Origin of the sequence: Micromonospora costi, assembly GCF_003626655.1 — a bacterium.
Classification (GTDB): domain Bacteria; phylum Actinomycetota; class Actinomycetes; order Mycobacteriales; family Micromonosporaceae; genus Micromonospora; species Micromonospora costi.
The window spans coordinates 1,589,074-1,606,249 of the sequence record NZ_RBAN01000001.1; the positions used below are offsets into that span (position 1 = coordinate 1,589,074).

18 protein-coding genes and 1 tRNA gene are annotated in these 17,176 nt (G+C 74.5%); 4 read left to right on the plus strand and 15 right to left on the minus strand.

The window, feature by feature from the left end; translation table 11 throughout:
- Positions 1 to 19: 19 nt before the first annotated feature.
- From D7193_RS07140 to D7193_RS07150, 3 genes are all read left to right on the plus strand, one after another.
- On the plus strand, positions 20 to 1,072 hold the full coding sequence (locus D7193_RS07140; RefSeq protein WP_120778503.1) for an SGNH/GDSL hydrolase family protein: 1,053 nt from the start codon (positions 20 to 22) through the stop codon (positions 1,070 to 1,072).
- The gene (locus D7193_RS07145) at positions 1,069 to 1,872 is read left to right on the plus strand and encodes an SGNH/GDSL hydrolase family protein (protein ID WP_377456393.1); all 804 of its coding nucleotides are present in this window, start codon (positions 1,069 to 1,071) and stop codon (positions 1,870 to 1,872) included. The genes D7193_RS07140 and D7193_RS07145 overlap by 4 nt, the downstream gene beginning before the upstream one ends.
- Before the next feature lie 83 nt (positions 1,873 to 1,955).
- Positions 1,956 to 3,218 carry an acetyl-CoA C-acetyltransferase gene (locus tag D7193_RS07150; RefSeq protein WP_120778504.1) on the plus strand — a complete coding sequence of 421 codons (1,263 nt, stop codon included), beginning with the start codon at positions 1,956 to 1,958 and terminating at the stop codon, positions 3,216 to 3,218.
- A gap of 61 nt (positions 3,219 to 3,279) precedes the next feature.
- Here D7193_RS07150 and D7193_RS07155 read toward each other — a convergent pair whose 3' ends face one another.
- The 4 genes from D7193_RS07155 to D7193_RS07170 all read right to left on the minus strand — a co-directional run bounded on the left by D7193_RS07155 (position 3,280) and on the right by D7193_RS07170 (position 5,671).
- Positions 3,280 to 3,603: a hypothetical protein gene (locus D7193_RS07155; protein ID WP_120778505.1), complete on the minus strand. Its 324-nt coding sequence runs from the start codon at positions 3,601 to 3,603 to the stop codon at positions 3,280 to 3,282.
- 143 nt (positions 3,604 to 3,746) lie between these two features.
- Positions 3,747 to 4,505, minus strand: a complete 759-nt coding sequence (locus D7193_RS07160; RefSeq protein ID WP_120779319.1) for a Bax inhibitor-1/YccA family protein — start codon at positions 4,503 to 4,505, stop codon at positions 3,747 to 3,749.
- Positions 4,506 to 4,662: 157 nt separating this feature from the next.
- Positions 4,663 to 5,478, minus strand: coding sequence for a Bax inhibitor-1/YccA family protein (locus D7193_RS07165; protein WP_120778506.1), 816 nt, complete (start codon positions 5,476 to 5,478; stop codon positions 4,663 to 4,665).
- 112 nt (positions 5,479 to 5,590) lie between these two features.
- Positions 5,591 to 5,671, minus strand: a tRNA-Leu gene (locus D7193_RS07170).
- A gap of 90 nt (positions 5,672 to 5,761) precedes the next feature.
- Here D7193_RS07170 and D7193_RS07175 point away from each other — a divergent pair.
- Positions 5,762 to 7,633 carry a hypothetical protein gene (locus D7193_RS07175; RefSeq protein ID WP_241562838.1) on the plus strand — a complete coding sequence of 624 codons (1,872 nt, stop codon included), beginning with the start codon at positions 5,762 to 5,764 and terminating at the stop codon, positions 7,631 to 7,633.
- 56 nt (positions 7,634 to 7,689) lie between these two features.
- Here D7193_RS07175 and D7193_RS07180 read toward each other — a convergent pair whose 3' ends face one another.
- The 11 genes from D7193_RS07180 to D7193_RS07230 form a co-directional block, all read right to left on the minus strand.
- Positions 7,690 to 9,021, minus strand: a complete 1,332-nt coding sequence (locus D7193_RS07180) for an NAD(P)/FAD-dependent oxidoreductase (protein ID WP_120778507.1) — start codon at positions 9,019 to 9,021, stop codon at positions 7,690 to 7,692.
- Positions 9,022 to 9,126: 105 nt separating this feature from the next.
- Entirely contained in the window at positions 9,127 to 9,687 is a 561-nt protein-coding gene (locus tag D7193_RS07185; RefSeq protein ID WP_120779322.1) for a hypothetical protein, read from the minus strand.
- Entirely contained in the window at positions 9,687 to 11,066 is a 1,380-nt protein-coding gene (locus D7193_RS07190) for a DUF58 domain-containing protein (RefSeq protein WP_120779321.1), read from the minus strand. The genes D7193_RS07185 and D7193_RS07190 overlap by 1 nt, the downstream gene beginning before the upstream one ends.
- Complete coding sequence (locus D7193_RS07195) at positions 11,066 to 12,073, minus strand: AAA family ATPase (protein WP_120778508.1); 1,008 nt, start codon at positions 12,071 to 12,073, stop codon at positions 11,066 to 11,068. Before D7193_RS07195 ends, D7193_RS07190 begins: the two co-directional genes overlap by 1 nt.
- Entirely contained in the window at positions 12,073 to 12,657 is a 585-nt protein-coding gene (locus D7193_RS07200) for a hypothetical protein (RefSeq protein WP_120778509.1), read from the minus strand. Before D7193_RS07200 ends, D7193_RS07195 begins: the two co-directional genes overlap by 1 nt.
- Positions 12,654 to 13,433: a DUF4129 domain-containing protein gene (locus tag D7193_RS07205; protein WP_120779323.1), complete on the minus strand. Its 780-nt coding sequence runs from the start codon at positions 13,431 to 13,433 to the stop codon at positions 12,654 to 12,656. Before D7193_RS07205 ends, D7193_RS07200 begins: the two co-directional genes overlap by 4 nt.
- A 20-nt stretch (positions 13,434 to 13,453) precedes the next feature.
- Positions 13,454 to 14,167, minus strand: a complete 714-nt coding sequence (locus D7193_RS07210; protein ID WP_120778510.1) for a uracil-DNA glycosylase — start codon at positions 14,165 to 14,167, stop codon at positions 13,454 to 13,456.
- Positions 14,168 to 14,186: 19 nt separating this feature from the next.
- Complete coding sequence (locus D7193_RS07215; protein WP_120778511.1) at positions 14,187 to 14,870, minus strand: dienelactone hydrolase family protein; 684 nt, start codon at positions 14,868 to 14,870, stop codon at positions 14,187 to 14,189.
- 201 nt (positions 14,871 to 15,071) lie between these two features.
- The gene (locus D7193_RS07220; RefSeq protein WP_120778512.1) at positions 15,072 to 15,620 is read right to left on the minus strand and encodes an LppU/SCO3897 family protein; all 549 of its coding nucleotides are present in this window, start codon (positions 15,618 to 15,620) and stop codon (positions 15,072 to 15,074) included.
- 182 nt (positions 15,621 to 15,802) lie between these two features.
- Complete coding sequence (locus tag D7193_RS07225; RefSeq protein WP_120778513.1) at positions 15,803 to 16,834, minus strand: HAAS signaling domain-containing protein; 1,032 nt, start codon at positions 16,832 to 16,834, stop codon at positions 15,803 to 15,805.
- Positions 16,831 to 17,163 carry a PadR family transcriptional regulator gene (locus tag D7193_RS07230; protein WP_120778514.1) on the minus strand — a complete coding sequence of 111 codons (333 nt, stop codon included), beginning with the start codon at positions 17,161 to 17,163 and terminating at the stop codon, positions 16,831 to 16,833. The genes D7193_RS07225 and D7193_RS07230 overlap by 4 nt, the downstream gene beginning before the upstream one ends.
- Between the last annotated feature and the right edge of the window lie 13 nt (positions 17,164 to 17,176).

The window sequence follows — 17,176 nt, forward strand, 5'->3', positions numbered from 1 at the left end:
GGCGCGATACTGTCGCGGTATGGGGGTGGCTGGTTCCGTCGCACCGGTTGGTCCGCGCTGGCAGCGCGCACGGCAGATCGCCCGCCTTACGGCGATCGGCACGGGCGCCACCGCGGCGGCCGTGGTGGCCACCGCGGGAGTCCTGCTCGGCCAGGCGCGCCAGGCCCGCCGCACCATCCCGTTGGCCGAGGCGCCCCCGCCACGCTGTGACGGTGTCTACGGCGCGAAGTTCCCCGGGCCACCGCTCACCATGGTCGTGCTCGGTGACTCGTCCGCCGCGGGCTACGGGGTCCACCGTCGCCGGGAGACGCCGGGGGCCCTGCTCGCCACCGGTCTGTCCCGCCGCACGCAGCGGCCCGTACGCCTGCACCGCTTCGCCGTGGTGGGTGCCATCTCGGCCGGCCTCCGGCACCAGGTCGACGCGGCGCTGGAGTGCCGGCCCGACATCGCGGTGATCTTCATCGGCGGCAACGACGTCACCAACCGCACCCCGCCCGCGCTGGCCGTGCGCTACCTGGTCGAGGCCGTCCGCGCGCTGCGCGCCGCCGGCTGCGAGGTGGTCGTGGGCACCTGCCCGGACCTGGGGGCGATCCGGCCCATCCAGCCGCCGCTGCGGTGGCTGGCCCGGCGCTGGAGCCGTCAGCTCGCCGCCGCCCAGACGGTGGCCGTGGTCGAGGCCGGCGGCTGGACGGTCTCCCTCGGTGACCTGCTCGGCCCGCGTTTCGCCGCCGAGCCGACCCGGATGTTCGCGTGGGACCGGTTCCACCCCTCGGCCGAGGGCTACGCGGTGGCGGCGGCCGCGATGCTGCCCACCGTGCTGTCCGCGCTGGGCGCCGGGCAGGAACGGCGGGCCGCCGTGACCCTCGCCGGAGGCGTACGGTCGCTGCCGGAGGCGGCGCAGGAGGCGGCCCGGCACGCCGGCACGGAGGTCAGCGGCGCGCAGGTGCGGGGCCGCGACCGCGGGCCGGCCGGCCGCTGGGCGCAGTTGCGGCGGCGGGCGTTCTTCGGCGTCGGCGCGGTACCGCAGTCCGGTCCGGCCACCGACTCACCCACTGTGGAGGGACTGGCATGAGCGAGCATGACATCGCCATGAGGCTCGCCGGCCGGCTCGGCCGCGCGGCGGCGCTCACCCTCGTGGCCGGCACGGTGGGCGGTGCCGCCCTCCTCGCCGGGGAGGCGTTCGTCGCCCGGCACCGGCGTTACGCCGAGCCGGAGCTGGGCCTGGCCCTGCGCGCGACGGTCGGGCGGGCCGGCGCGCCACCGGTGCGGCTGGTCCTGCTCGGCGACTCGTCCGCCCTCGGCGTGGGAGTCGACCGACTCGACGACACGATCGGCGGGCAGCTCGCCAACCTGCTCGCCGAGGGCCCCACCGGGCGGCTCGTGCACCTGTCCAGCGTGGGCGTGTCCGGCTCCCGCTCAACCGACCTCGCCACCCAGGTGGCGCGCGCCCTGCTCGGCGAGCGGCCCGACGTGGCGCTGATCCTCATCGGGGCGAACGACGCCACCGGGCTGCGCCGCCCCGCCGACGCGGCCGCCTACCTCGGCGCGGCCGTGCACCGGCTGCGGGAGGCGGGGGTGGAGGTGGTGGTCGGCACCTGCCCCGACCTCGGGGCCGTACGCGCCATCGCGCCCCCGCTGCGGCAGGTCGTGGGCTGGTCCGGGCGGCGGATCGCCCGCGCGCAGACGGCCGCCGTGCTGGACGCCGGCGGCTCGGTGGTCGACCTGGCGACCGAGACCGGGCCCGTGTTCCGGGCCGACGCCGGCACGCTCTGCCACGACGGCTACCACCCGTCGGCCGACGGTTACCGGGTGTGGGCGCACGCGCTGCTGCCCGCGGTCGCCGCCGCGGCGGCCGTCGCCAGCCGACACTGACCGGCGCCCGCTCTCGGCGAGTGACATTTCCCGTCGCGCCCGCGCCTTCCGCGCCAAGTTACCCACCGGTTAACGTGGATCGCATGTCGACCGAGTCGTCCCGCGACGCCGTCATCGTCGCCACCGCCCGCTCCCCCATCGGTCGGGCCCACAAGGGGTCCCTGCGCGAGGTACGCCCGGACGACCTGGCCGCCACCATCGTCCAGGCCGCCCTCGACAAGGTTCCCCAGCTCGACCCGCGTGAGGTCGAGGACCTCTACCTGGGCTGCGGCCTGCCCGGCGGCGAGCAGGGCTTCAACATGGCCCGCGTGGTGGCCACCCTCCTGGGCCTCGACGGGCTGCCCGGCGCGACCCTCACCCGCTACTGCGCCTCCTCGCTCCAGACCACCCGGATGGCGATGCACGCGATCCGGGCCGGCGAGGGCGACGTCTTCATCTCGGCCGGCGTCGAGACCGTCTCCCGGTACGCCCGGGGCAACTCCGACGGCCTGCCGCCGGAGGCGCAGGCGCTGGTCGGCGGCGGCTGGGAGAACCCGCGCTTCGCGGCGGCGCGGGAGCGGTCGAAGGCCCGCGCCCAGGGCGGCGCCGAGGTCTGGACCGACCCGCGCGAGTCCGGCGACCTGCCCGACATCTACCTGGCCATGGGGCAGACCGCGGAGAACCTGGCCCAGGTGTACGACGTGACCCGCGTCGAGATGGACGAGTTCGGCGTCCGCAGCCAGAATCTCGCCGAGAAGGCGATCGCCGACGGCTTCTGGGCCCGGGAGATCACCCCGGTGACCACCCCGGACGGCACCGTGGTCAGCACCGACGACGGGCCCCGGGCGGGGGTCACCCTGGAGGGTGTGGCCGGGCTGAAGCCGGTGTTCCGGCCGGACGGGCGGATCACGGCCGGCAACTGCTGCCCGCTCAACGACGGCGCCGCGGCCGTGGTGGTGATGAGCGCGCAGCGCGCCCGGGACCTCGGCCTCACCCCGCTGGCCCGGATCGTCTCCACCGGCGTGACGGCGCTCTCCCCCGAGATCATGGGCCTCGGCCCGGTGGAGGCGTCCCGGCAGGCCCTGAAGCGGGCCGGCATGACCATCGACGACGTCGACCTCGTCGAGATCAACGAGGCGTTCGCGGCCCAGGTCATCCCGTCGTACCGGCAGCTGGGCATCCCGCTGGAGAAGCTGAACGTCATGGGCGGGGCGATCGCCGTCGGCCACCCGTTCGGCATGACCGGCGCCCGGATCACCGGCACGCTGCTCAACGCCCTGGAGTGGCACGACAAGACCATCGGGCTGGAGACCATGTGCGTCGGCGGCGGCCAGGGCATGGCCATGGTGCTCGAACGGCTCAGCTGAGCCCTGCCGCCGGCGCTCCGGCGCGACCGCGCGCTCTGGGCGCCCGGCGAAGCCGGATCGGTCAGAGCGCGGACCGGGTCGCCGTCACCTCGGCGGCGGCCCGGGTCAGCACGTCGGGCGCCGCGCCGGCCGCCACGAGGTCCGCGGCGACCACGCGGAGCTGGTCGGGCAGGGCCAGGTCGTTCGCCAGCCGCGGCACGGTCCGGCGGGGCTCGCCCTCCGCGTCGGCGGCCAGGTTCGCGATCTCCTGTACGAGCCGGTGCACCACGTCACCGCGGGCCGCGTTGCCGCCGGTGGCGGTGGCCGCCCACCGCGGCTGCTCCCAGTGCCCGACCTGACGGACCAGGAGCTGCACGGCCCGCTCCAGTTCTGCTGCTGCGCTCATCGTCGCCGAGTCTACGGACCGGCGCCCCGCCGGCGACCGCGATCCGGGCGTCGGGGCCGGCGGGCCGGGTGCCGGGCGCTGGGCGGGCCGGGCGCGGGCCGGAACGGGCGCCGGGCCTGGGCGGGCCGAGCGCACGGCACGGCTCAGCGGCGCAGGTAGCTGAGCAGACGCAGTAGCTGCCAGTAGAGGAACACCAGCCCGGTGAGCAGCCCGAACGCGCAGAGCCACGCGTACCGGCGAGGCCGGCCGGCCCGCACCGAACGCTCGATGAGGTCGAAGTCGAGGATGAAGCTGAACGCGCCCGCGATGATGGCCACGACGGCGATCACGTACGCCCACCCGCCGACCTCACCGGTCAGGCTGTAGACCTCCAGCCCCTGCCGCCCGGTGACCAGGTAGACCACCAGGTTCACCACGGTGATCGCCACGAGCCCGAACAGGGTGCCGATGACCAGGCGGGCCATCCGGGGTGTGGCCCGGACGAGCCGGGCCCGGTAAAGCAGCGCCATGCCGAGGAAGACGCCGAACGTCCCGGCCACCGCCTCCGACACGATCCCGGGATAGACCAGCTCGAACGCGCGGCTCGCCACACCCAGCAGCAGTCCCTCGACGACCGCGTACGCCACGATGGGCACCGGGTTCGTGATCCCGCGCAACGAGATGACCAGGGCCAGCACGATCGCGGCCAGCGCGCTGCCGGCCAGCGCGGCGGGCACCCAGACCTCCTGCGGCACGAGGAACCACGACACCAGACCCGTGACGCCGGTGAGCAGCAGCAACCCGACGGTGCGCACCACCACGTCGTCGACGGTCATCTCGTCCGCGACGCCGACGCCGAGCACCCGGCTCTCGACCCGGGTGGTCTCGTCGAGCCGGTTCAGCACCGGGTTGCTGCTGCGCACCGCCACCCCCTCGCGCCGTACCCCTCGCAGTCACTCTGCACCGGCCGGTCGGCCGGCCGCCGGAAAACGCCGGGCCCGGGGCCGGGCACCCACGCGACGGCGCCCGCCCCCGCGGGTGCGGGAACGGGCGCCGGTCGTCGGGCGGGGCGGGACGGGGTCAGTCGTCGCCCTGGAAGTAGCTCAGCAGGCGCAGGAGCTCGAAGAAGAGCCACACCACGCTGACCAGGATGCCGAACGCGGCCACCCAGGAGTAGCGCTGCGGCAGGCCCATCCGGACGCCGTCCTCGATCTCCTTGAAGCTCAGCACGAAGCTCAGGGCGGCGACCACGATGCAGACCAGGCTGAAGCCGATGGCCAGCTTGCTGCCGTCGCGCAGGTGGGTGTTGACGCCGAACAGCGCGAGCACGAGGTTGATCAGCATGACCGCGAAGAGACCGGCGATCACGGCGACCAGGCCCTTGACGAACGCCGGGGTCGCCCGGATGACCCGCGCCTTGTAGAGGATGGTCATCAGGAAGAAGATGCCGAAGCTGGCCACCGCCGCCTGGAGCACGATGCCGTCGTACGCCGTCTCGAAGGCCTTGCTCACCATGCCGACGAGGACGCCCTCGACGATCGCGTAGACGATGATGAGCGCCGGGTTCGCCATCCGCGAGAACGAGATGATCATGCCGAGGGCGAGGGTGACGACGAGAGCGCCGATCCAGGCCGCTCCCACGAGCGAGTCGGGGACGAGCACCCACGCGGCCGCGGCGGAGACACCGAGGATCGCGAGCAGGGCGACGGTCTTGACCACCACGTCGTCGAACGACATGGGTGCCACGGTCGGCGGCGCCGCCGGGTAGCCGGCCTGGGTCGGGTACTGCTGGGGAATGCCGGGCGCGCCGTACGGCCCGGTCGGGGCGTACCCGGCGGAGCGCTCCCGCTCGGCCGCCTGGCCGAGCCCGGCGAGCACCGGGTTCGTGGTCTTCACTGTCTGGCCTCCCTCAGGGGGTCGTCTGCACGTGAAAGTGCACACACAAGAGTAGACGGCAAAGCCCATCCACGGAGATCACCGGGCTGATGAGGGGTGGGAAACGCGGCGGTGCCCGGGGCGGGGGTCGAACCCGCACGCCTTGCGGCAGCCGCTTTTAAGGCGGCCGTGTCTGCCGTTCCACCACCCGGGCGGGCGGCACCGGCGCGCCGACACGCGGCGGTGCAGTGTCACGGTAACCGGTCGCGCGCGACCCGGCGTACCCCGTTACCGTTGCGGGATTGTGAGCAGCGCAGCCCCCATCGCCCCCGACGTCGCCCCCGAGGGGTCCCTCCGCCTCGCCGGCCGGGCCGCCCGCCGGGCGTGGACGGCCCGCGTCCTGGCCGCCCTCCGCCGGCACCGCGTCGACCTCACGGTCGCCGTGCTCTTCGTCGGGCTGGCCGGATGGCTCACCCACGGCTTCTGGCCGGACCCGACCGGCCGGACGCTGGCGCTGAACCCGGCGGACCAGGCCCTCTACGAGTGGTTCCTCGCGGTCGACGCGCGGGCCCTGTTCGGCGACTTCAGCCTGCTCAGCGACCGGCTCAACGCGCCGGACGGTGTGAACCTGATGGCCAACACCACGGTCATCGCGCTCGGCATCGCGTTCGCCCCGGTCACCCTGACGCTGGGCGCGCCGGTCACCTTCGCGCTGCTCGCGGCGCTCAACCTGGCCGGCACGGCGGTCGCCTGGTACCTGCTCTACACCCGGGTCCTGCGCGCCCGCCGGCTCGCCGCCGGGCTGGGCGCCGGCCTGTGCGGCTTCGGGCCCGGCATGGTGTCGCAGACCAACAGCCACCTGCACATGACCGCCCAGTGGCTGGTCCCCGTGATCGTCTGGCTCGTGGTGCGGCTGCTCCGGGCCGCCGACCCGGAACGGGTGGGGCCCACCGACCCGGCCGACCCGGAGGGCTCGGTCGTCGTGCTCGGCCCGGACCGGCGCCGCCTCGTGAGCTCCGCGCTCGGTCTCACCGCGGCGGTCACCGCCCAGGTCTTCATCGGCGAGGAGGTGCTCTTCCTCGCGGCGGTGGCCCTGCTGGTCATGGCGGTCACCTGCCTGGCCGTGGACCGGGACCTCGCCCGGCGTGCGCTGCCCGGGTTCGCCGGCGGCATGGCGATCGCCGCCGGGCTCGCGCTGCTGGTCCTCGCGTACCCGCTCTGGTTCCAGTTCGCCGGGCCGCAGGGGGTCGCCGACGGGGTCTTCAACCCGTACCACTTCTCCGCCGACCTGCGGAGCTGGTGGACGCTCTCCCCGCTGTCGCTGGCGGGTGACGACGACGCGGCCCGGCTCACGACCGGGCCGGCCGAGTACAACAGCTTCCTCGGCTGGCCCCTGCTGCTGGTCACCGCGGGATGCGCCATCTGGCTCCGGCGGCGGGTGCTGGCCGTCGCCTGCGTGGTCGCCGCGCTGGTGATGGGGGCGCTCTCACTCGGCCCGGCCGTGGTGCTCGACGGCACGCGCACCCGGCTGCCCGGCCCGTACGCGCTGCTCCACGGGCTGCCGGTGGTCGACGGCGCGTTGCCCATGCGGTTCGCCCTCGCGGTGCTGCCGCTGGCCGCGACGCTGCTGGTGCTCGCCGTGGACCGGGCGCTGGCCGGCACCGGTCGCGCCCGGCGACTGGTGCCCGCGGCCGTCGGCATGGCCCTGCTGCCGCTGGTCCCCACCCCGCTGCCGACCGCCGACCGCCCGCCGCTGCCGGAGTTCATCACCGGCGGGCACTGGCGGGAGTGCGTCGCGCCGGGCGGTGTGCTGGTGCCGGTGCCGTTGCCCACGCCCCGGGAGCCGTGGCCCATGCGCTGGGCCGCCGCCGCGGACGCCGCCTTCGGCATGCCCGAGGGCTTCTTCATCGGCCCGTACGGCCGCGACGGCACGGCGGCGTTCGGGACGTACCCCCGACCGACGTCCGCCCTGCTCGCGGACGTGGCCCGGCGCGGCGACCGGCCGGTGATCGGCGACGACCAGCGCCGCCAGGCCGAGCGGGACGCCGACTTCTGGGACGCGTCCTGCGTGGCGCTGGCCGACGGCACGCCGCACGGGGAGAGCCTCCGGATCACCCTGGACCAGCTCTACGGCCCGTCCAGCCGGATCGCCGACGCCTGGATCTGGCGGGTCTGACGCCGGAACGCGACGAGGCCCCTCCCGCCGTGGCGGGAGGGGCCTCGTCGTACGCGTCAGCCCTGGCGGGCGCCGACCGGCTGGGACGCCTCGGCGAACTCCTCGCGCGGGTCGTGCAGCTGACCGAGAGCAACCACCTCGCGCTTCAGGAAGAAGGCCAGGCTCCAGTCGACCACGACCCGGACCTTCCGGTTGAAGGAGGGGATCCGGCTCATGTGGTACGTCCGGTGCATGAACCACGCCGGCCAGCCGGTCATCTTGATGCCGTACACCTGGGCCACGCCCTTGTGCAGGCCCAGGCTGGCCACGCTGCCGGCGTGCTTGTGCCGGTACTCGACCGGCTCCCGGCCCCGGATCACCGCGCGGATGTTGTCCGCCATCCGGGCCGCCTGCCGCACCGCGTGCTGGGCGCTCGGCGAGCAGTACGCCCCGGGCGGGCCGGTCAGGTCCGGCACCGCGGCGCAGTCGCCCGCGCTCCACGCGCCCTCGACGACCTTGTCGCCGTCGACCACCTGCAGGGTCGGCAGGCAGGTGACCCGACGCCGCTCGTCGCGCGGGAAGTCCGTCTTGTCCAGCAGTGGCGACGGCTTGACGCCGGCCGTCCAGACGATGGTGTCGGACTTGAAGCTGTCCCCGTCGGAGAGCTTGACCACCCCGTCGACGCAGGACTCGAGCCGGGTGTCCAGCCGGATGTCCATGTTCCGCTTGAGCAGCTGCTGCACCGTGTAGGCGCCCATGTCCCGGTCGACCTCGGGCAGCACCCGCTGGGTGGCCTCGACCAGCACCCAGCGCATCTCGTCCGGCTTGAGCTCGGGGTAGTACCGCAGGGCGTCCCGGGCCATGTCCTCCATCTCGGCGAGCGCCTCGATGCCGGCGTAGCCACCACCCACGAACACGAAGGTCAGGGCGCTGCGGCGCACCTCCGGGTCGGACGTGGCGGCCGCCACGTCGAGCCGGTCCAGGACGTGGTTGCGCAGGTAGATGGCCTCACCGATGGTCTTGAAGCCGATGCCGTGCTCGTGGAGGCCGGGGATCGGCAGCGTGCGGGACACCGAACCCGGCGCGACGACCACGTGGTCGTACTTGATCTCCCGGGGCGGACCGGCGATCGGCTGGACCGTCGCGACCTTGCGAGCGTGCTCGATCCGCGTGACCGCACCGGCCACCACCGTGCACCGGCGCAACTCCCGCCGCAGCGGCACCACGGAGTGCCGGGGGGAGATGTTGCCGGCCGAGGCCTCCGGCAGGAACGGCTGGTAGGTCATGTGCGGCTGGGGGTCCACCACGACGACCTCAGCCTCACGGGAGCTGAGCTTCTTCGACAGGCGCAGGGCGGCGTACAGACCGACGTGCCCGGCACCCACGACAAGGATCCGCTTCGGATTCACGCCATCTATCTTTCCCCGGGGCGCTCGGCTAATCCCGCTCGCGCCCTCCTTCTGTGACGGAGCACAACCGCTGTGACCTGCGCAACGTTGGCTTCGCCCCAGGTTTCACCGCCGTCTCAGCAGCCCACCGAGCAACGCCGCCACGCCCACGGCGACCAGCAGACCGGCCACCGTCACGAGCTGGTGGCCACCGGCCGGACCGAGCCCGGCGACCTCCATGAGCAGCACCCCGAACACCCCGGCCGCGAGCACCACGGCCCCGGCGCGGAGCAGCCAGCGGGTGATCAGCGTCGGGTCCACCACCGCGTCGTACGGCAGCAGCGCGGCCAGCGCGCACAGGGTGTGCGCGAGGTACAGCAACGCGGCCAGGGCGAGCAGCCGCCAGAGCGCGATCGGCCGGCCGTACCCGTCGGCGGCGAGCAGCCAACCGGCCACCGCCACCAGCGCCGCGAAGGTCGGCCAGACCCGGCGCGGCCCGGCCGCCGGCAGCAGCGCCGCCAGCCCGAGCAGCGCGAGGTTCCGCCCGGTGAGCGCCTCCGCCGGGAAGGCCACCAGGAAGGCGAGCGCCACCGTCAGGAACACACCGGCGCGGACCAGCAGCGGCGTGAGGCTGATGCGACCCAGCGCCAGCCGCAGCGCCCGGACCCGGCCGGTGACCGCCTCGATCACCGGGCACCCACCCGGGGCGCCGTGGCGAGCCGGGCCACGTCACGCAGCACCTGGTCGAGGCTGCCCGCGCCGGCCCAGCCCACCACCGGCACGCCGTGCTCCCGCAGCTGCGCGACCATCGTGTCCCGGTCGAGCCGCCACAGCCGGTACGCCACCTCCGACCAGCCGCGGTCCTTCGGCGGGCCGAGGTCGGCGGGCAGCGTGTCCACCGCCACCACGAACCGGCCGGAGCGGGCCAGGCGGGCCAGCATCTGCGCCGACCGCTCGTCGAGCAACGGGGTCAGCACCACCACGAGCGCGTCCGCGGCGAGCAGCTGCGGGCCGAACACCTGGTCGTACGGCTCGTCCGGACCGGACGCGACGACGCGGACGTCGAGCAGCCACTCGAGCACCGTCAGGTACTGCCGCCGGCCGGTCGCCGGACGCAACCGGCGGGCGGCCGGCCCGTACTCCAGGAGGGACACCCGGTCCCCCCGGTGCAGGTAGTGCTCGGCGATCGCGGCGGCCGCCCGGACCGTCGTGTCGAGCACCGAGGCCGCACCGTTGACACCACCCGAACGGCCCGCCTCGGCCAGCACGTCGAGCAGCACCACCACCTCGGCGTCCCGGTCGGAGAGCGTGGCGGCCACGTGCAGCTGCCGGGCGCGCAACGACACCCGCCAGTCGATCCGGCGCAGCCGGTCACCCGGCGCGAAGATCCGGACGCCGGCCAGCTCGCCGCCCTCCCCCGGCCGGCGGGAGTGGTGCGCGCCGACCAGGCCGGCGGCACGGGGCATCGCCTCGACCGCCTCGAACGGCTCGGTCTTCGGATAGACCGGCAACCGGACGGGCTCGGCGAGCACCGCCCGGGAGACCAGCAGGCCGCCGGCCGTGGCGACCCGGGCGCCGGCGGGGCCGATCGGGTGCCGCCCCCAGCGCAGCGCGGTGCCGGACAGCTCCAGGTCGACCGCGGCGGCGACGGGCACGGACGTCACGAACGGGCGGTCCGCAGCTGACCGCTGCGCCGTCGCGGCGCCACCCGCGAGCCCCGCGCGCTCCACGCGCAGCCACGGCGAGACCCGGGCCCGGACGACCGCGACCTCGTAGTCGACCACGTCCGGGTTGCCCACGACCACGGTGCCCGCCATCTCGCCGCCCTCGACCAGGTGGCCGTCGTCGGTGTCCACCCACACCTGCGGCAGCGACGTGGGCCGGCGGCGCAGCGCGTACGCGGTGCCCAGCGCGAACGGGGCCGCGAGCACCACCAGGTCGATCCGGCCGAGCACCACCCCGGCCACCAGCAGCAGGCCGGCGAGCAGCACGGCACGGCCGAGCGCCCGCGTGGGCACCCAGCCGGTCGCCGCCGGTGGCCGTTCCGGCACGCGCGACCCGCCCATCACTGCCCGGGCCGGCCGGCCGCGTAGCTGGGCAGGGCACCGCTGGCCGGCGCCGGGGTGCCTTCCAGCACCTCACTGACCACGAAGGACGGGTCGACCCGGCGCAGCCACATCTCGGGGCGGAGGGTGATCCGGTGCGCGAGCGCCGGGGCCGCCACCTCCTTGACGTCCTCCGGCACCACGTAGTCCCGGCCGGCGAAGACGGCCCGCACCCGGGCCAGCAGAAGCAGCGCCAACGACCCGCGCGGCGACGCGCCGACCAACACCGACGGGTGCTCGCGGGTCGCCGCGGTGAGCGACACGATGTACCGGCCGATCGAGTCCTCGACCACCACGTCCTCCAGCGCTGCCTGCATGGCGCGCAGGGTGGCGGCGTCCACCACCGGCTTGATCTCGGCCTCCTCGCGGCGGCGGGCCATCCTCCGGCGCAGCACCTCCCACTCCTCCTCGTGCTGCGGGTACCCGAAGGAGACCCGCAGCAGGAATCGGTCGAGCTGCGCCTCGGGCAGCGGGTAGGTGCCCTCGTACTCGATCGGGTTGGCGGTGGCCAGCACGTGGAAGGGCTCGTCGAGCCGGTAGGTGACGCCCTCGACCGAGACCTGCTTCTCCTGCATCGCCTCGAGCAGGGCGGACTGGGTCTTCGGCGGGGTCCGGTTGATCTCGTCGGCGAGCAGCAGGTTGGTGAAGACCGGGCCGGCCCGGAAGGAGAAGTCACCGCTTCGCTGGTCGTACAGGAACGACCCGGTGACGTCGGCCGGGAGCAGGTCCGGGGTGAACTGGAGACGGCGGAAGTCCAGCCCGAGCGCCTGGGCGAACGAGCGCGCGGTGAGCGTCTTGCCGAGCCCCGGCAGGTCCTCCAGCAGGACGTGCCCACCGGCCAGGATGCCGGCGAGCACCAGTTCCAACGCGTCCCGCTTGCCCACCACGACCGAGCCGACCGCGTCGAGCACCGCCCGGGCCAGGTGGCCGACCTCGACGGGGGGCATGCTCCGGTCCACGTCGTTCATCAGATCTTCTCCAGTTCGGCGACGATCGCCACGAGGTCGCGCGGCGAGGGGGTGCGGCGGGGCGGGGTCTCCAGGAACGTCCACAGTCGCTCGCCCAGCAGGGAGCGGGCGCGCAGCGGGTCCGTCTCGCGGGTCACACCGTGCTTCAGGCGCAGCCGCTCGTCGGCCAGTTCGCCGAGGCGGGGCAGGATCACGCCGGTGAAGCGCTCGGGCCGGGTGTCCGACCACTCCAGCGGCCACTCCCAGCCGTTGATGGCGCTGCGCAGCGCGTCCCGGTCGGCCACGTCACCGGTGGCGTCGGCCGTGTCGCCGGGGATCGGGCGGACCGGCGGCGGCAGCGGGCCGGGCGCCAGCGCCGCCACGACCCGGCGCACCGCGAAGAGCGCGAGCACGCCGGCCACCAGGATCAGGAGCGAGACCCGCAGGCCGACCGCGCGCAGGCCGACGATCACCACGACCACCACGGCGGCGGTGCCGCCGAGGATCCGCAGCAGCTCGCCCAGCCGGCCGCCCCGGGGCCCGTCGCCCTGCCGCGGCCGCTCCTCCTCGAAGGTGAGCAGGTCGTCGATGCTGGTGCTGTTCATGCTTCCGCCTCGCCCCCGGCGGTCGTCGCGGTCAGCTCGCCGCGCAGCCGGCGCAGCGCGGCCCGCGCCTGATCGCGGGTGCGTTCGTCGACCGGCCGGGTGGCGTACCGGGCCTCGCGGTAGACGTGGGCGAACTCGGCCAGCACGTCGGCGCTGACGATCGCCGGCACACCGGCCGACGGGTCGCCGCGCAGCAGCCGGGTGACCAGGTCGGTCGGGGTGTCGCCGGGCAGCCGGGGCACGCCGGCCGCGGCGGCGGCCTCCTCCAGGCGTACCCAGCAGGCGATGACGACGACCCGGGGATCGGCGTCCCGGTCGTCCAGCTCGCTCAGACCGGCGTCGACGGCCGCCATCACCTCCTCGGCCGTGCCCGCGGTGGTGCGTCGCGCGCGCCGCTGCTGCGGCAGGGCCCGCGTGGTCCGCCGCAGCGCGCCGCGGATCAACACCCACGCCAGGTAACCGAGCACGGCGAGGACGACCAGGCCGAGCAGAATGAGCGCGACGGTGACGACCCATTCCGGAAGCTCCGGCAGCCGGGCCTGATTGGGTTCGCGGGGCTCGATCGGCGAGGGAGTCGGCGCCGTGTACTCGGGCACCCAGGGCACGTTCTCCGACGGCGGGATCCGGCTCGCGCCGATCGAGGAGTGCGCGGCGGCCACCCCGGCCCCGGCCAGCAGCAGAATCACCGCGGCCACCGGCCACCAGCGACGGACCGGACCGGCGCCGGGCTGCGCGTCCGGGGCGTACGGTGTGGCTCGGCGCGCACCCTCCGTCATCGCCACCGTCCCACGCAGTTTCAGTCCACTCCGGCCAGCCGCTTCGCCCGGGCGAACACTTCGTCCAGCATCTCTGGTGTCAGCCGCCCTGTGAAGGTGTTCTGCTGGCTGACGTGGTAGCAGCCGAGCAGATCGGGTGCGGCCGTGCCGGACCAGTGTGCCCCATGGCCGAAGACCGGTCGCGGGGTGGGCGGACGGACGCCGTACACCTGGCGAAGCGTCGGCCACCACGCCGCCCACGCGAACGCCCCCAGCGCCACCACGACCCGCAGCGTCGGCCTGATCAACGTGACCTCGCGGTGCAACCACGGCGCGCAGGTGTCCCGCTCCCACGGCGTGGGCTTGTTGTCGGGCGGCGCGCACCGGACGGCCGCGAAGATGCGGGTGTCACGCAGGGCCAGCCCGTCGCCGGCCGCCACGCTGGTCGGCTGGTTGGCCAGGCCGGCCCGGTGCAGGGCGGCGAAGAGGACGTCCCCAGAGCGGTCACCCGTGAAGATGCGCCCGGTGCGGTTGCCGCCGTGCGCGGCCGGCGCGAGGCCGAGGATGCCGATCCGCGCGTCCGGCGTGCCGAAGCCGGGCACCGGACGCCCCCAGTACCGCTGGTCCCGGAAGGCCGCCCGGCGGGTCCGGGCGACCTCCTCGCGCCAGGCCACCAGCCGCGGGCAGGCGAAGCAGTCGCTCACCTCCGCGTCGAGGTCGGCCAGGTCGGTCGCGCGCGCCGCGTGGTCGACCACCTCTTCGGGCGTACGCGGCTCAGCCAAGCTTCGCCCGGAACAGTTCGAGGGTGCGAGCCCAGGCGGTGGCCGCGGCACGCTGGTCGAAGTTCTCCGGCCGGTCCTCGTTGAAGAACGCGTGCGCGGTGCCGGGGTAGTCGTAGGTCTGGCAGGTCCCGCCGGCGGTCTCGATGGCCCGGCGTACGGTCTGCACGCCCTCGTCGGCGGAGGTGCCGTCGGCCTCCGAGCAGTGGATGACCGCCGCCTTGCCCGCGTAGTCCGTCCACTCGGCGCGCATCCCCTCCCACGGCAGCCGGGGGTAGAAGGCCGCGGTCGCGACGATGCGCTCGGACCGGGTGGCGGCCCACAGGGCGAGGCTGGCGCCCGCGCAGAAGCCCGCGCACCCGACCTTGCCGGCGACCTCGGGGCGGCCGGCCAGGTAGTCGGCGGCGGCCGCTATGTCGGTGGCCGCCTCGTCCATCTGCACGCTGTTCAGCATCTGCCGCGGCTCACTCGGCTTGCTGGCCGGCCCGCCGTGCCGGAAGTCGGGAGCCAGGGCCACGAAGCCCGCCTCGGCGAACCGGTCCACGACGGCGCGCACGTGGGGCACCAGGCCCCACCAGTCCTGGATGACGATGACCGCCGGGCTGGCCGCACCGCCGGAGGGTATCGCGAGATACCCCTCGCTCGTACCCTGGCTGCGGTACCTCACCATTTCGCCCATCGGCCCGTCCTCCTAGCGGTCAGTCATCGTTGGCTGGTCGCCCAGTGCCGGTAGCCTGCCACGCCACGACCGCCCCGGGAAGACGCCGGAGTAGTGGCATTCACCTCCCGTTCGCCACCCGCTGACCGCGGGTACGCCGAGGGCGGCGTGGAGACTCTCCACGCCGCCCTCGTGCGGGCGCCGGACGCGCGCCCGGCCGCCTCAGGACTTCTTGGTGAGGCAGAGCAGGTAACCGGTCTTGCCCGGCTCGATGCTGTAGAAGAGGTAGCCCTCCTGGTCCTCCTTGATGTACTGCTCGCACGCCGTGCCGGCCTGCGCCTGTGCCTCGGTCTGGTTGTCGACCCGACCGACCACGCTGTACATCGCGTCCGTCGAGGTGCAGTCCACGACCTTGGCGTCGTTGGCCTCCTCCTCTTCGGTGCCCAGGACCTCGGGCAGCTCGGCGATGCAGTCGCCGGCCTTCGCCTCGGCGGTGGCGTCCTTGTCGAAGAAGTTGCCGATCGCGGTGGCGAGCCCGAACTTCAGCCCCGCGACCACCACGAACACGAGGATCGCGCCCACGACGCCGAGCACCTTCCGGCCGCCGGACTTCTTGGCCTCCGGGGCCACCGGCGACACCGGCGCGGCCTGGTCGGGCTGCGCGACCGGGTCGGACTGCGCGGCCTGCTCGGGCTGCGCGGTCGACTGCTGCGGTGCGGCCGGCTGGGGCTCGGGGGTGGCCGGAGGGGGCGGTGCGACCTGCTCTGACACAAAAGTTCCTTCCGAGGGGTTGATGAGCAGACGACACCGTAACGATCATCAACGTCCGCCGCCGCCCCGTCGGACTCATCCGTTCAGCTATTTCCCAGGATGCCCAGGAACCTCACAGGTTTCCCGTACGACCGGGGCCCGGTCGCCGTCGGAGCGGCGACCGGGAGTCCCGGGCGGAGGTGTCAGCGGGTGGGGCTGACCGTGATGGTCGGCACCGGCGTACCGGTCGGCGTCGGCGTACCGGTCGGGTCGGCCGTCTCGCTCGCGCTGGCCGCCGGCGCCGGACTCGCGCTGGCCGTCGGCTCCGGGGTACTGCTCGCGGACGGGCTGGACAGCGGCGGGAGGACCGGCGGGCCGACGGGGGCCCTCGGCGCGAAGGGCGCCTGCTCCGGGCAGTACGGGTAGGGACGCAGCAGCGGATTGCCGTTGGGGTCGCGCTCGTCGGCGCAGTCCGGGTAGCCGAGCCGGATGGGGTCGCCGTTCTGGTCGAAGAGGCGGGCGTTCTCCACGAGCCGCCCCTCGCTGTCGTAGACGAACACGTCCCGGACCCGGTCGTACGGGTTGTTGACGGCGATCGGGTCGTAGCCGTAGTCGGAGTAGCCCGCCCGATCCTCGGCGTTCGCCAGCCCGGCCAGGGCGAACACGACGAGCACCAGGGTGCCGGCGTGCAGCGCCCACCGTGGCCAGCCGCGCAGCCGCTCGGAGCGGCGGCCGAGCCAGATCGAGGCGAGCAGGAGACCGACCAGCATGAGCAGACCGCCGAGGAGTTCGCCGCCGAAGCGGGGAAGGAGCCCGAACGAGCCGCCCGTGCTAACGACGGTGACCAGCATGGCCGCCAGGTAGGCCCGCAGCACCCACCAGGCCGGCCGGAGCAGCCGCAGGAACTCGCTGGCGGCCGCGTAGCCCAGGGGCGGGCCGAGCCGGGCGTCCAGCGCGCGCAGCTGGGCCCGCCCGCGGAGCACGGCGCGGGCGACCCGCTGGTCCAGGTGACGGCCACCGGCGCCCGGAGCGCCGGCCGCGGCGCGCAGCTCGGCGGCGTACGCCTCGGGCGTGCCCAGTCGCTCCACCAGGGAGCCCTCGGCCTCCGCGGCCACCTCGGCGAGGTGTTCCGGCAGATCCTCGGTCAGCTCGTCGCGGACCTCCGACGACAGGTCGGCCAGCGCCGCGCGGACCCGTCCGACGTACTCCGCGATCTCCTGCTCCGTGACGGTCATGCCGCCATCCCCCGTTCGTCGAGCAGTGCGTCCATCGTGGTGGCGAACGAGCGCCAGAGCTTGCCGGAGCGGGTCAGCTGGTCCCGTCCGGCCGCGTTCAGCGAGTAGTACTTGCGGTGCGGGCCCGACTCGCTCGGCACGACGTACGTGGTCAGCAGGCCGGCGGCGAAGAGCCGCCGCAGCGTGCCGTAGACCGACGCGTCGCCGACCTCCTCCAGCCCGGCCTCCCGGAGCCGGCGGAGGATGTCGTAGCCGTAGCCGTCCTCGTGCCGGAGCACGGCCAGCACGGCGAGATCCAGCACGCCCTTCAACAGCTGGGTGGTGTCCACACACCGCACACTA